The sequence below is a fragment of the Flavobacterium sp. 38 genome, assembly GCF_057799715.1.
In genome coordinates, this window is record NZ_JBYNWZ010000006.1 from 19,233 (window position 1) to 31,710 (window position 12,478).

Annotated in this window: 15 protein-coding genes and 1 pseudogene; 5 read left to right on the forward strand and 11 right to left on the reverse strand. The window is 35.2% G+C overall.

Features of this window, described 5'->3' with window-relative positions:
* Window positions 1–3 precede the first annotated feature (3 nt).
* From AC3E9W_RS15480 to AC3E9W_RS15490, 3 genes are all read right to left on the reverse strand, one after another.
* Window positions 4–2,184: a hypothetical protein gene (locus AC3E9W_RS15480; protein WP_488769044.1), complete on the reverse strand. Its 2,181-nt coding sequence runs from the start codon at window positions 2,182–2,184 to the stop codon at window positions 4–6.
* 161 nt (window positions 2,185–2,345) lie between these two features.
* Window positions 2,346–3,002: a DUF6766 family protein gene (locus AC3E9W_RS15485; RefSeq protein WP_488769045.1), complete on the reverse strand. Its 657-nt coding sequence runs from the start codon at window positions 3,000–3,002 to the stop codon at window positions 2,346–2,348.
* Between the two features lie 176 nt (window positions 3,003–3,178).
* Window positions 3,179–3,859, reverse strand: coding sequence for an SRPBCC family protein (locus AC3E9W_RS15490; protein WP_306155448.1), 681 nt, complete (start codon window positions 3,857–3,859; stop codon window positions 3,179–3,181).
* A gap of 248 nt (window positions 3,860–4,107) precedes the next feature.
* On the opposite strand from AC3E9W_RS15490, the gene AC3E9W_RS15495 reads away from it, so the two are divergent.
* Together AC3E9W_RS15495 and AC3E9W_RS15500 are read left to right on the forward strand one after the other, a co-directional pair.
* Window positions 4,108–4,398 carry a hypothetical protein gene (locus AC3E9W_RS15495; RefSeq protein WP_456893045.1) on the forward strand — a complete coding sequence of 97 codons (291 nt, stop codon included), beginning with the start codon at window positions 4,108–4,110 and terminating at the stop codon, window positions 4,396–4,398.
* A 173-nt stretch (window positions 4,399–4,571) separates the two neighbouring features.
* The gene (locus AC3E9W_RS15500; RefSeq protein ID WP_306155442.1) at window positions 4,572–5,009 is read left to right on the forward strand and encodes a hypothetical protein; all 438 of its coding nucleotides are present in this window, start codon (window positions 4,572–4,574) and stop codon (window positions 5,007–5,009) included.
* Between the two features lie 103 nt (window positions 5,010–5,112).
* Here AC3E9W_RS15500 and AC3E9W_RS15505 read toward each other — a convergent pair whose 3' ends face one another.
* The 4 genes and pseudogenes from AC3E9W_RS15505 to AC3E9W_RS15520 all read right to left on the reverse strand — a co-directional run bounded on the left by AC3E9W_RS15505 (window position 5,113) and on the right by AC3E9W_RS15520 (window position 6,989).
* Window positions 5,113–5,484 (reverse strand): hypothetical protein, encoded by a 372-nt coding sequence (locus tag AC3E9W_RS15505; RefSeq protein ID WP_488769046.1) that lies wholly within the window; start codon window positions 5,482–5,484, stop codon window positions 5,113–5,115.
* 43 nt (window positions 5,485–5,527) lie between these two features.
* Window positions 5,528–5,770: a hypothetical protein gene (locus tag AC3E9W_RS15510; RefSeq protein WP_488769047.1), complete on the reverse strand. Its 243-nt coding sequence runs from the start codon at window positions 5,768–5,770 to the stop codon at window positions 5,528–5,530.
* Window positions 5,771–5,772: 2 nt separating this feature from the next.
* Window positions 5,773–5,964, reverse strand: coding sequence for a DUF2188 domain-containing protein (locus AC3E9W_RS15515; RefSeq protein WP_456893039.1), 192 nt, complete (start codon window positions 5,962–5,964; stop codon window positions 5,773–5,775).
* A 20-nt stretch (window positions 5,965–5,984) separates the two neighbouring features.
* Window positions 5,985–6,989 (reverse strand): annotated as a pseudogene (locus AC3E9W_RS15520) (SDR family oxidoreductase).
* Between the two features lie 259 nt (window positions 6,990–7,248).
* On the opposite strand from AC3E9W_RS15520, the gene AC3E9W_RS15525 reads away from it, so the two are divergent.
* Window positions 7,249–8,280, forward strand: coding sequence for an SDR family NAD(P)-dependent oxidoreductase (locus tag AC3E9W_RS15525; RefSeq protein ID WP_488769048.1), 1,032 nt, complete (start codon window positions 7,249–7,251; stop codon window positions 8,278–8,280).
* Between the two features lie 17 nt (window positions 8,281–8,297).
* Here AC3E9W_RS15525 and AC3E9W_RS15530 read toward each other — a convergent pair whose 3' ends face one another.
* The 3 genes from AC3E9W_RS15530 to AC3E9W_RS15540 all read right to left on the reverse strand — a co-directional run bounded on the left by AC3E9W_RS15530 (window position 8,298) and on the right by AC3E9W_RS15540 (window position 10,180).
* Complete coding sequence (locus AC3E9W_RS15530) at window positions 8,298–9,245, reverse strand: hypothetical protein (RefSeq protein ID WP_488769049.1); 948 nt, start codon at window positions 9,243–9,245, stop codon at window positions 8,298–8,300.
* 180 nt (window positions 9,246–9,425) lie between these two features.
* Complete coding sequence (locus AC3E9W_RS15535; protein ID WP_488769050.1) at window positions 9,426–9,626, reverse strand: hypothetical protein; 201 nt, start codon at window positions 9,624–9,626, stop codon at window positions 9,426–9,428.
* Between the two features lie 182 nt (window positions 9,627–9,808).
* Window positions 9,809–10,180, reverse strand: coding sequence for a winged helix-turn-helix transcriptional regulator (locus AC3E9W_RS15540; RefSeq protein ID WP_488769051.1), 372 nt, complete (start codon window positions 10,178–10,180; stop codon window positions 9,809–9,811).
* Between the two features lie 123 nt (window positions 10,181–10,303).
* On the opposite strand from AC3E9W_RS15540, the gene AC3E9W_RS15545 reads away from it, so the two are divergent.
* Entirely contained in the window at window positions 10,304–11,098 is a 795-nt protein-coding gene (locus AC3E9W_RS15545) for an SDR family oxidoreductase (RefSeq protein ID WP_488769052.1), read from the forward strand.
* A 43-nt stretch (window positions 11,099–11,141) separates the two neighbouring features.
* Window positions 11,142–11,462: a nuclear transport factor 2-like protein gene (locus AC3E9W_RS15550; RefSeq protein ID WP_306155424.1), complete on the forward strand. Its 321-nt coding sequence runs from the start codon at window positions 11,142–11,144 to the stop codon at window positions 11,460–11,462.
* A gap of 156 nt (window positions 11,463–11,618) precedes the next feature.
* Here AC3E9W_RS15550 and AC3E9W_RS15555 read toward each other — a convergent pair whose 3' ends face one another.
* The gene (locus AC3E9W_RS15555; RefSeq protein ID WP_488769053.1) at window positions 11,619–12,248 is read right to left on the reverse strand and encodes a nitroreductase family protein; all 630 of its coding nucleotides are present in this window, start codon (window positions 12,246–12,248) and stop codon (window positions 11,619–11,621) included.
* Window positions 12,249–12,478 lie beyond the last annotated feature (230 nt).

The window sequence follows — 12,478 nt, forward strand, 5'->3', positions numbered from 1 at the left end:
CAATTACCAGTTTATTCTAATCTTAGCTTTTCCCTTAATTTTGTATTCCTGCATTTTAGCATTTTTATTGAGATACAAAAGCTGTACGTCATTCTGAAATACCTGCAGTGTTTTTATATTTTGTTTTAAAATAATTTTTAAACTGCATTGCATTTCTTCATTGCCGTCTATTTTTAGAAAAACAGCATTTTTTCTCTTTGTAAAACTGCTGACCGGATAATCTGTAAAAATCGTCAGATTATCATCTACTTTAAAATATTGTCTCGGCACGACCGCAAAAGCAGCACCAGCGCCATAAACTTCCTGACCAACTTGTCCGCTTTGTTCCCAGCCCACATATAAGTCTTCAAGAGGAGCATATAAATCAGGCTGGATTTCTCCTGTTTTGACCTCTTCTGAAAGCATTTCTTTGGGCAGCATAGAAGGATAATAATACGGAATTCTGTTTACAGCATATTTTACAAATTCAGGAAGCAGAATTCTAAGACCAGGCAGAATATCTACGTCTTTCGCCTGAATGATGTATTCTCTTAAAGCGGTATAAACTTCCATTTCTTCGTAAGCTGCCGTATATGGCGCATCATTTAAAGGAAAAATAGAAAAGAAATTATTATAGAATTTTCCGAAACCGTAATTGCATTCCCAAAGCTGCACATTTTTGAAGAGTCCAGCAAGACACATATAACTCGTTTCGAGGTAAATTCTTTTATTCGTGATTTTATATAGTTCTAATAAAGCATTGGCAGAGAAAGCCGTATTATTAGCCTGATAGAAAATATCAAATCCGCACTGGCTAAGCTGTTTCGCTGACTTTTCTGCCTCATTTAAATAACGTTTTTCTTTTGTCAAATGATAGACTAAAAGCATTAAATGAGCATAAGCGCCTGGAACATCTTTTTCGCCTCCTTTTCCCGGTTGAGTTTCTTCTTTTATAACTTCAAAAGTTTCAACGTTATAGAAAACAGGCCATTGATAATCGAAATGGTGTGTCGCTTTTATAACAAAATCAATAGAATCCAAAACTAGTTTTTCTGCATTTTTATCTCCAGAAATAGCAAGTCTAGCCAAATTAATTAGCGGATGATGCAGGTACCAAGAATCCATTGTCGTGTCTTTCTTCTGCTCTTCAGATTGATCTAGTTTGTTATGAAGTGCAGGAAGCCAGCGGGTAATGCTTTTTATTTTTTCATCATAAAAAGTAGAAAGACCGCTACGTAAATCTTCAGATAAGCGGTAGGTTTCAGACTTCCATTTTTCGTATTCTTTAAGCGGTGTTAAAACAGCCAATTGCACCATACTTTCGGCTGGTGTTTCGTAATCGCATAAATAGGCATTGAGATACGGAATACCATTGGTTTGTGTCCAGCAGCCTTTATTGTATTCTAAATGCGATAAGGTTTTCTGCGTAATTTCGAGCCAGTCATGATATTCTGTTTCGGGACGTGGAATGAGTTTGTAAATCTGTGCCAGACTTTCTAAATAATCCATACACAATTTGGAAGGATCCTCTTTTGTCTCATCTCCAAGCAAAACATAAGCATCAGAAATAATAAATTTTTTTCCAGCTGGAAGCGGTTCTTCAAGTGCTTGTGGGAGCTGAAATCCTATTTCTGGCCAATCTCCGTTTACGGATTCATTTACCGTTGTCTTCGTTGCTTCGCAATAGTCTGAAAGTGCGGTAAGGTTTTGAAAGTAAAACAGCGTACACTTTTTCGGTTTTGTAATACTTGCAAACAGCAATCCAGATCTCGTGCCGACTTGTTTAACATGGATTTTTCCAACTGTGTTTTCTATATTTCCATTTTGTGTAAGAAGAAGTATGTCACGCGGCCAAAACGGAATTGTAAGCGGGAGATAAGCTTCAAACGAAGTTTTATAATGAAACAGATGCGATTCTGATTCTGGAAAATCGAACGTGATTTCATATTTTCCTAATTCTGTCTGAAGTTTAATATTAATTTCTTTTTCTGAATCGGTAATAGAATTAATTTCAAAAAAACTGTTTAATGCATACGCCATGCGAAAAGCAATTCGTTCTTTTTTTGTTCCCAAAGCAACAACCCAAAAAGAATCTCTGATGCTGTAAAATTCAAAAGTATATCCTGATTTCTGTTTTGTAATCAGCGGTTTACTGTTGTCTATATCAGTTTGCACTGTTGCAGTCCATGGTGAAATTGTGTTCATAGTGTTCAGTGTTCAGATTTTTAGTGTTCAATTTTTAGTGTTCAGTATTCAGAGTTTTTAGCGTTCAGTTTTTTGTGGTAATCAATGGTGAGATTATAAGTAATCAAGTTATTTAGAAGATAACTGATCACTAAAAAGCTGACCACTGACCACTAAAAAAATTACTCTCCAGTTTCCATATGTGGTGCGTCTACAGGTTTGGATTGTGAAGAGCCAATCTGGCGAAGGTAAATTGATAACATAATGATGGCGAAAACAGAAAGAAATTCGCTTTGCCAATTTTGAAAGGATTCAAACCAAAACCTTGAATTTCCGATGTAAGTAGACACGGTTTCCAATGGTTCTCCTTTTCTTAAAAGCTGTTCGTTTTCGTCTTTAAGACTTCCATAAAAATGGATAATAAAAGATATGATAAAAAGTGCTAATAAAGCAATAGTAAGAGAGTGTTTGTATATTTTGAGTATAAATCCACCTTTTTTAACAGGCCACGGAGCATCCTTTTTGGTTGGATCTGGTTCGCGGTCGACTTCTTCTGGTTCATCTATTTTTTTAGATTCGGAGGAACCTTTTTGTTTTAGGAAAATCGTAAAAACAACAAACAAGGCCATTTGTAAAAACTCGCTTTCCCAGTTTTCAAAAGTCGATTGAAAAAAATGTCCAGAGGTAAAATAAGAAGCCAAAGAGATTACGGCAGCTCCTTCATCAATAAGTTCTTTATTATGTTCCCGAAAACCTAATAAAATTTGTCCTGCTAAAGACGCGATAAACAAAGTCAAAAAACAAATACCCAGACCATTATTTTTAAAAAATGCCTTCATATTTTTATTATTTATATCAAAGTTCAAAAAAATAACCTTGTGTTTTTTATAAGATTTTCTTCCGTTTTTATAGGTTTTGCATTGAAGATCAGTTTCATAATTGGTTAAATAAAAACGCCTCCATAAATGAAGACGTCTTATCTAAAAAAAAATACAAAAAAATGAGAGTATATATTTTATGCTTGTCCTGTTTCCAGATATACTTTTAAGTTAGAAATATCATCCTTAACCATTTTTTCAAAATAAGGATTTAAAAGTTTGGCAGCACTTTCACCGGCAATTCCCAGCGGAGCGTGATAAGAGATAGTAACATCGATTTCTGTAGCTCTTCCTTTCGATTTAAAAACTACTTTTCCAGCATTTTTAATAGAAGACTCTTCAATAGAATTCCAGCTCAAAAGCTGATTTTTCTCGTCTCTGACAATTTCGGCGTTCCAAGATACTTTTCCAATTCCAGCTGGACCTTTTGCTGTCCACTCTGATATTGTAGAGCTTATTGTACGTACAGAATCCAAATGATTCATAAACTTTGGTAAGTTTTCCAGATTTCTCCAAAAATCATAAACCTCACCAACTGGTTTATCAATAACACTTGTAACTCTAATATTTACGTTTGAAGATTTGTCATTCATCAAATGATCTGCAGCATCATATACAGGACAATATCCTGAGATTCCTCTTAAAAGCATTGCACCTCCAGCGCCTGCTTGAGTGATACTTTTATTTTCTTTAGATAAAGCGTTGTAAAGCAGGTAAGCACCGCTTGTTACCATTAAAACCCTTTCTAAAGTTGATACATTGTTTTTCAAAAAAGGTTTTGATGCCTGATTTTGTTTTGTTGATACGGTTGTGTTCATAGCTGTTGATTTAAAATAGTATAATTTGTTAGAATTTGATATCAATTTTTGCTGATTTTTAGCTCGTTAACAAATTTCCGACAGTCTTATAATTATTTTTTACAGGATTAACTATTTGATTTACAGATTTTACATGAATGAAAAAAGTTGCATTCTCTGATTTCTGTAAATACTTCAATAAATTATGTAAGGATGCTGTAAATCAGTATTTTATTTTTGAAATATTATAAACCGAAATATTTTAAATTATGAAAAAGCTTTGGAAAACATTAGCAATGCTGCTTATGCTAACAGCAATTGTGTATTCGTGCAAGAAGAATGAAAATAATACTGTAGATCCAAATGGTACAGAAACAGATACCATGAATATGTCTGTAGATACAATTGGTCCAGCTTTAGATTCGTCTGCTACTTTAAATTCAGATGAAAATGGCAAAAACGGAACTACAGGTGCAACAGGTGAGGGATCTACGGGTTCTGGAACAGCAGGATCTACTCAAAAAGGGAATCAGAATATTAAAACTGACTCTATTAAATAATATTCCAAACCACATTTAAAAAAACTCTTGACTTTGTGTTGAGAGTTTTTTGCTTTAAAAATGGGCATTTTATAAGGAATAAACACAATCGTAAAATTGTACTTATTTTATGTTTAGTTATTTTGTAATTGTTTGTAATACAAAAGATTATTTGTTTAACTAAAAATACAATTATGAAATTACCCAAAGAAATAATAAACGGCTTTTTGATTTTTGCAGGAATTGCAGTGTTCTTTGTTCTAATGGAACTTTTAAATCTTTCCAATCTATTTTATTTAAGACTTTTAAATGTTCTTTTCATCTTTTATGGTGTCAACAGAACCCTTCAAATGAATCTTGCCGAAGGAAAAAACGAGTTTGTTCCAAACTTTATATCAGCAATGGTAACTTCCTTTACAGCTGTTGTAGTAAGTATTGTAGCGCTAATGATTTATAGTTATGCTAAAGGCGGCGACCAATATGTAAAATCTTTATCTGAAGCTTTCATGTTTGGAGGAGAACCTTCTGTAACTTCTTATTGTCTTTCTTTGTTTTTTGAAGGAACGGCATCCTGCATTATCGTTTCATTTTTATTAATGCTGTATTGGAATAACAAATATGTTGCAGATTAATTATTTGAATCAAATTATAAAATAAAACCTGAAAAGAAGATAGCTTCCTTTCAGGTTTTATTTTTGGAACTTTAGTACTAAAAATTCAAAAACAAGAAATGATTTAATAATCGTCATCATCATCTTCATCTGCTTTTTCTTCATCTAAAGTCCTTCTGTTGGCATCATTGTCAAAATCATCATCCTTTTCATTTTTTAATTCTTCATCAAGATCCTGTGCTATTGGAGCGTTTTTTTGAAAAAAAGGATCTGAAGTGTCATTTGTATTTTCTTCTGAATGATTATTTACAGTATCATTATCACTTTCAAAATGATCTTCTGAATACTTGTGTCTTTGCGAACTATCCTCATGCTGATTGATAGCTGGATCTTTTTTCTCCATAGTTTCAGAATTTATTGAGTCGCTCGCCGAGTGATCTGCGGCGTGATAAGTAAAATCTTCCTGATCGTAGTTATCATAATCTTGTCTTGACATAACTATTTAATTTAGTGGGTTAATAGAATTGATTTACAATATTTTAAAGTTTACTTAGTTTAGAAGGATCTGTTGCTTCTTCTATACTTTTTCCTTCCGTGTTTTTACTGGTATCGTCTTTAGCTGTTTTGTTATCAGCTTCTTCTTCAGGATAATCATTGAGGCGCCCAGCTTCACCTGTACTGCCTCCAGGCTGCATGCTTCCAGAACCGCTATAGGCACTATTTGCATTTTGATTGGTATTTTTGTTACCGTCGTTTTCTAATTCATTTTGATTATTTTCCATGACTAATTTTTTTTAGTTGTTTTCTCTTTATGATTTTTCAAAAGCTCGCGGGCTTGTTTAAGTCCCGTTGCAATTGCAATTCCTTCTTCGGCGCCATCCAAAAGCAGCGCATTGGCTATTTCAACCGCTTTTTCTCTAAGCGGTTTCGGCTGGTTTTTGTAAGAGGGCGGATAATCTCCATTGTACCAAGGCATGACTTTATTGTTTTAATTGATTAAGGATTTCCTTCACCGCCGCTAGAACCATAGATTTGTCCAGTCGCGTAACTTGCGTCTTCAGCAGCCAGCTGTACATAAATAGAAGCCAGTTCGACAGGCTGTCCAGGTCTGCCCAAAGGTGTTTGTCCTCCAAATTGTTTCAGTTTTTCCATCGTGGCACCGCCACTAACTTGAAGCGGTGTCCATACGGGACCTGGCGCAACTCCATTTACTCTGATTCCTTTTGGAGCCAATTGTTTCGCAAGTGATTTTATATAATTGGTCGTTGCCGCTTTGGTCTGTGCATAATCGTATAAATCTTCTGTAGGAGCGTATGCTTGAACCGAACTTGTTCCAATGATTGAAGAACCTGGTTTAAGATGCGGCAGAGCTGCTTTTATAGTTCAAAACGGAGCATAAATATTGGTTTTCATTGTAGCATCAAATTCTTCGGTAGTAATATCCAGAATAGAATCGTGTGTCTGCTGTCTTGCTGCATTGTTTACTAAAATGTCTAAACCTCCAAGTGCTTTTACAGCTTGTTCTACCAATGAAATGCAGAATTTTTCATCTCGCAAATCTCCAGGAATAGCCACCGCTTTTCTTCCTTCGGCTTTAATAAGTTGGATGACTTCTTTCGCATCTTCTTCCTCAGTAGGATAATAGTTTATGGCTACATCTGCGCCTTCTCTGGCATAAGCAATCGCAGCCGCTCTACCCATACCAGAATCGCCTCCAGTTATAAGTGCTTTACGGCCTTTAAGTCTGCCCGAGCCTTTATAGCTTTTTTCACCATGGTCGGGTCTCGGATCCATTTTGCTAACGAGTCCCGGCCAAGGCTGTTTTTGTTCTTTAAAAGGCGGACGAGGATATTTGGTTTGAGGATCTTCAGGAATTGTTGAAGAATCGCTTTCATCGATTTTAAAATCGGCACCTAAAACAGGGGTAAAGGCAGTGGTGAGACAAATTGCTCCTAATCCTGTTATAGCAGTGCGTCTTGATATTTTCTTTTTGTCGCTCATAATTAATTCATTTAAAGATTTGATTCTTAATGAATTTAAAATTAATGAACTTGAATATCAGTAATTTATATTATTGTTAATGCAGTTTTATATAATATGCCTTATTGGAAGGTGTTTTAAAGATTCTCCATACGATGTAAAGAATTGAAATCTTGCAAACTAATGAATTGAATCATATAACATAAAAATGAAAAACAAGTAATATTTTCATAGTAAGAACTGAACCAAGAAAGAGTTTAAAATTAAACATCGTACGCTTATGAAAATCCATACTATTTTTAAGATACTACAATCGCTTATAATTTTGTTTTTATTTTCTATTCTGATGGCAAGCTGTTCTACTTGGAAAGTAGGGAGTTCTGGACAAGAGAAAATTTCTAATAAAACGTATGTTGTTATTGGCGCTTCAAGCGGAATGGGACGAGGCATAGCAGAACAGCTCGGAAAATACAAAGCCAATGTTGTGCTTGCGGCGAGACGAACAGACCTCTTAGAAGAAGTTGCCGAAACCATACGTAAATCTGGCGGTCATGCAGTTGTTGTTACAATGGATATTAGCAAGCTGGAAGATGTGCAAAGAGTAAAAGAAGCAGCCTTAAAAGAGTATTCTAAAATTGATATTTGGATCAATATGGCTGGAATTACGGCAATAGGTCGGTTTTGGGAAGTTCCGATTGAGGATCAAATGCGAGTGATAGATGTTAATTTAAAAGGTTTTTTCTATGCCAGCAGAATAGCGGTTGAGCAGTTTATACAACAAAAAGAAGGTGTGCTTATAAATGTAGCATCAGTTATGGGAGAGATTCCGCTTGCTTATCAGAGTGGTTATTCTGCAACCAAAGCTGGCATAAGAAGTTTAGATCTGGCTCTCTCACAGGAATTGCGTCTCAATGGCTACGACAAAATTAAAGTGGTTACAATCGAACCTTGGGCGGTCGATACTCCTATATGGAAACACGCTGCGAATTATACAGGCGTAGAACCGAAAATGGCTATGATGGATGAGCCTGAAAAAGTTGTTAATGCTGTTTTAAGAAAATCCCTTAGGCCAAAGAAAATAGTGCCAGTAGGTTGGAAGGCTCAGGTTTCATCATTTAGCGCTAATGTATTTCCTCGTTTCTCGGAACGGCTCGGAGGCAATATGGTTGAGAAATACATGATCGAGACAGGACCTTCAACTCCAAATACAGAAGGTTCCATATATAAGCCAATGCCGGAAGGGCGTGGCATTGACGATGGAGCAGACGAAAGAATGAAAGCATACAAAAAGAGCAAGAAGAGCAAAGACTAATTAAAAATGCAAAGTGATTAATCGTCCAGTTCTGCTCTAGAAGCAATAAGACGGAAAAGCGGTTCATATTTTTTTATCTGGATGCCAAGATCTTCGTCAGTATCCGTAGGTCCGATACTGCCTTGCAAGCAGTACAATTTCTGTTGATCTAAAAACATGAATTGCAGCATTCTTATTTTCATATTTTCGTTTTGATAATTTATCAATTCCTCAACTTCGATCATCAAACCCGGAATGTCATCAATAGTTATGTTTTCTGTGCGAATCAATTTAGTTTGCGGTGACAGAAAAGTGGCAACAGATTTTTCATTTAGTTCAATTTCATGTAGTTCTTTGGGCAAATCATATACTACGATAAGCATTTTTTCCATTCCGTTTCCATGACAACTAGTAAACTGCTGAATAGTTTCTGGCATCTCAGCTTCTTGAGCAAGCCAGCTTTTTGGAACAGGAATCTTTATAGAAGTATTCTCTGCTTTTGGATGATTTTCTGAAGAAAAAACGTCAATATGTCCATCGGTAATTTCTTGATGAGGAGCATCATGATATTTAAACGAAAGAATTCCCTTTGGAAGCAGCGCATGATTGCTGTGATGTGATCTATTTTTTACATTTAAAAGAAAATCGTGCGCATACTGTTCTTTTTCTATAGGATTTGAAAGCTGTTGGTTAAGAAGTGAATCAATACGTATCTGTATCGAATCGATCTGCGAACGGCTGAGTTCTTCTTTAAAAAATTGGTTAAGATTTTTTTCAGTTCGTCCAAAAACATTTTTTAAGTCTTTTTGCGTTTCAGATATTTTGGGCTTAAGATGCGGAAACTCTCGCGCCACTTTCTGAAGCGCGGCATTCTGTCCTCGAATGTAAGCATACGTTTCTATGGCAAATACTACTTTTGCATCGTATTTCTGTGGAAAACATACACACGAAAACAGCAGAATCAGAATATGTAAAATTTTTCGCATCACATTTAGAAAGTTTAGTTCATTTTAAGTTTCAAATCTCTAGATCTGAGAAAGTAATTTCTAATAATTTAAAATGGTCTGAAAGAATGATGCTTTCAGAAGTGCAGAGATTTTAACAATCCGCAATGTTGTATTTCACTACTAGCCCAAAATTTTGGAGCAAGTATGATAATCATTATTTTATTCTTCTTCTTCTTCCCAATCATTTTCATCATATTCCGCATTAAGATCATCGAGTTCAACATCGTAGTGATTTTCGGCTTTAAGCGAATAAGAGGAGCTTTCCGCCAGATAATCTTCATAACTCAGTAACAGCTCTTCTTCTGAGGTAAAATCACTCCACTGCTCCTGATTTTCTTTATAAAAATTTTCAGATATCATGTTGCATAATTTTTTAGTAAATAATATCGATATGTCTAATTATCTCAATTAGCTTATACTAAAATTACAATCTACGGGTTCATGTTTTTTATATGATTTTTTTTAAAAATTGCTGAATTATCATTTATTAAATTCTAATAATATGCAAGAAGAATATATTTGAGTTTGAGAAAATAATGAATTTAAAGATTCGGAAAGTCGTTAAATTTTTTAACGATCAATGCCTTTAATCTTTCTTGATTTTTGTCTCCCCATTGGCCTAAAGCTCCGATAACAGGAATTAAACTCTCGCCAAATTCTGTTAAGGTGTATTCTACTTTTGGAGGCACCACAGGATATATTTTTTTAACCAAAAGTTGATGCTCTTCCAGTTCATTAAGCTGAATATTCAAGACTCTGCGCGAAGCATCAGGAATTTTGCGCTGTAACTCGCTTGGTCTCTTATGTCCTTCATTAATAAACCAAAGGAGGCGTATTTTCCATTTGCCGTATAATACTTCACCTATTAGGTCAAGTCCGCAATTTAAGTTGGGCATTGTTTTTCTCTCATACATATTGTAAAAATACTAGTATGTATTGATTTTTACAATAGGGGAGAAATTTATCCCTATGTGAATCGTAATTCCGTACTTGTGAGAAAGTTCCGTAGTTCTGAAATTTGTACAAAAGAAATTAATATGGAACAAAAAATAAGTTATCAGAATGAGTTATCGGGCAAAATTGCTCTGGTAACAGGAGGAACAAAAGGAGCGGGCAGAGCAATAGCCCTACGTTTAAAAGAGGCAGGTGCTGTAGTGATCATCAGTGCAAGAAACCAACCGGAAATACCCGATGCCGCTTTGCATTTTATCTCAGCAGATTTGAGTAAGCCCGAAGCCGCAGCTAAAGTTGCATCCGAAGTAGTGGAGAAATTTGGCAGACTTGATATTCTCGTAAATAACCTTGGAGCATCAGAAACTCCTGGAGGCGGATTTGCTGCATTGACTAATAAAGACTGGGAAGAAACACTTCAGGCAAATTTATTAGCTCCAGTTCGATTGGATCGCGCATTTTTGCCTCAAATGCTAGAAAACAAAAACGGCGTTATTATCCATATCGCATCGATTCAAGGAAAATTGCCTTTATATGATTCTACTCTTCCGTATGCCGCGGCGAAAGCAGGGCTGATCAATTACAGTAAGGGCTTATCTAAAGAGGTTTCGTCAAAAGGCGTACGTGTTCTGACGGTTTCTCCTGGATGGATTATGACTGAAGCATCAGTAAGAATGATGGAACGTATTTCTGAAAGTAGTAATGTATCTCTCGAAGAGGCAGAAAAAAGTGTCATGAATGCTTTAGGAGGAATTCCATACGGAAGAGCTGCAAAGCCCGAAGAAGTGGCTGAATTGGTAGGTTTTCTCGTTTCACCAAGAGGAGGCTATCTCACGGGAACTGAATATGTAATCGACGGCGGAACCATCCCGACAATTTAAATTATAAAGCAATACTTATTTATTAATACTAAAATAGAAAATTATGAACTTACCAGTAGTAGTACAAGACTTAGTAAATGCACAGAATAATTTTAATAGTGCTCATTTTGCTGATTGTTTTTCAGAAAATGCTATAGTATTTGATGAAGGGAAAAATTATACGGGAAAAAAAGCAATACAAAAATGGATTGAAAAATCTTCAAAAGAATACAATGCGGTAATGAATCCTATTAGCTTTGAAGGAGATGCGGAAAAAGGAAGTTTAAAAGCGGAAGTATCTGGGACTTTTCCGGGAAGTCCTTTAGTTTTGACTTATAATTTTAAGTTTGAAGCAGAATATATTCAGTCATTGGATATTAATTAAAATTAGAACGTTATTCTAAGGTATAAAAAAGCTCATTTCTTTTTGAAATGAGCTTTTTTAGTGACGGCTACTGAATAATTTACAAACCATTTAAAGAAATTGGCTTGTCTTCAAGTAAACTTGTAACATAATTATTTTAAGCTTGAGCCTTTTGTACTAATAAACTTTAGTTATCATTTCCTCTATAGGCAAACGAACTTTTTTCGCAGCTGCCATATAGTCTTTCTCCGAATCGCGATATCCTAAAGCGAGGATAACTGTAGAATGCAACCCTTTTTCTTTCAAACCCAAAACCTCATCGATAGTGGCGGCATTAAATCCTTCGATAGGAGTGGCGTCTACTTTCAATTCTGCCGCAGCAATAAGTGCAGTTCCTAGTGCAATATAGGCTTGTTTGGAAGCCCAAATGTCTTTTTGTTCTGCGTTTATAGCGCTGAAATACGAATGAAGTCCATTTTTAAATCCTGATAAGGCACCAGTATCAAGGCCTCTTTGTTTTTCTGTCATTGCTATGTAATCGTCAATGTAACTCGAAGCCATGTCAGTAAATGCAGCGAAAACTAACAAATGAGAGCAAGAGCTAATCTGTCCATTATACGAATTAGCACCTAGTTTCTTTTGGATTTCTGGATTGCTTACAACAAAAACACGGTAAGACTGCAGACCACAAGAAGATGCTGAAAGATTTATGGCTTCCAAGATCTGATCGACCTTTTCTTCTGCTACTTTAATGTTATTGTAAGCTTTTGTGGCATAGCGCCATTTTAAATTTTCTATCAAATTCATTACTATGTCTATCTTAAATTTTGCCAAAGATAAATTATATTGTTTTCTTTTTCGAGTTTTTGGAGTGCTCTAGGAAGAGCTCAAATCAATCATTTCAGTTCACTACAGAATAATTATCTGTTTTTCTTGCATTTTATATTTGTTTAAAGATTAAAATTCTTTATAAATAGGTATAAAAAGAATTATTATCTGATTTTTAGTGTAAATAAAAATATTTAATCTTTTATTTT

What these genes read in the sequence shown, in the direction of transcription:
- AC3E9W_RS15480 (WP_488769044.1), bottom strand. Translation starts at nt 2,184, where the DNA reads ATGAACACAATTTCACCATGGACTGCAACAGTGCAAACTGATATAGAC.
- AC3E9W_RS15485 (WP_488769045.1), bottom strand. Translation starts at nt 3,002, where the DNA reads ATGAAGGCATTTTTTAAAAATAATGGTCTGGGTATTTGTTTTTTGACT.
- AC3E9W_RS15490 (WP_306155448.1), bottom strand. Translation starts at nt 3,859, where the DNA reads ATGAACACAACCGTATCAACAAAACAAAATCAGGCATCAAAACCTTTT.
- AC3E9W_RS15495 (WP_456893045.1), top strand. Translation starts at nt 4,108, where the DNA reads ATGAAAAAGCTTTGGAAAACATTAGCAATGCTGCTTATGCTAACAGCA.
- AC3E9W_RS15500 (WP_306155442.1), top strand. Translation starts at nt 4,572, where the DNA reads ATGAAATTACCCAAAGAAATAATAAACGGCTTTTTGATTTTTGCAGGA.
- AC3E9W_RS15505 (WP_488769046.1), bottom strand. Translation starts at nt 5,484, where the DNA reads ATGTCAAGACAAGATTATGATAACTACGATCAGGAAGATTTTACTTAT.
- AC3E9W_RS15510 (WP_488769047.1), bottom strand. Translation starts at nt 5,770, where the DNA reads ATGGAAAATAATCAAAATGAATTAGAAAACGACGGTAACAAAAATACC.
- AC3E9W_RS15515 (WP_456893039.1), bottom strand. Translation starts at nt 5,964, where the DNA reads ATGCCTTGGTACAATGGAGATTATCCGCCCTCTTACAAAAACCAGCCG.
- AC3E9W_RS15525 (WP_488769048.1), top strand. Translation starts at nt 7,249, where the DNA reads ATGAAAATCCATACTATTTTTAAGATACTACAATCGCTTATAATTTTG.
- AC3E9W_RS15530 (WP_488769049.1), bottom strand. Translation starts at nt 9,245, where the DNA reads ATGCGAAAAATTTTACATATTCTGATTCTGCTGTTTTCGTGTGTATGT.
- AC3E9W_RS15535 (WP_488769050.1), bottom strand. Translation starts at nt 9,626, where the DNA reads ATGATATCTGAAAATTTTTATAAAGAAAATCAGGAGCAGTGGAGTGAT.
- AC3E9W_RS15540 (WP_488769051.1), bottom strand. Translation starts at nt 10,180, where the DNA reads ATGTATGAGAGAAAAACAATGCCCAACTTAAATTGCGGACTTGACCTA.
- AC3E9W_RS15545 (WP_488769052.1), top strand. Translation starts at nt 10,304, where the DNA reads ATGGAACAAAAAATAAGTTATCAGAATGAGTTATCGGGCAAAATTGCT.
- AC3E9W_RS15550 (WP_306155424.1), top strand. Translation starts at nt 11,142, where the DNA reads ATGAACTTACCAGTAGTAGTACAAGACTTAGTAAATGCACAGAATAAT.
- AC3E9W_RS15555 (WP_488769053.1), bottom strand. Translation starts at nt 12,248, where the DNA reads ATGAATTTGATAGAAAATTTAAAATGGCGCTATGCCACAAAAGCTTAC.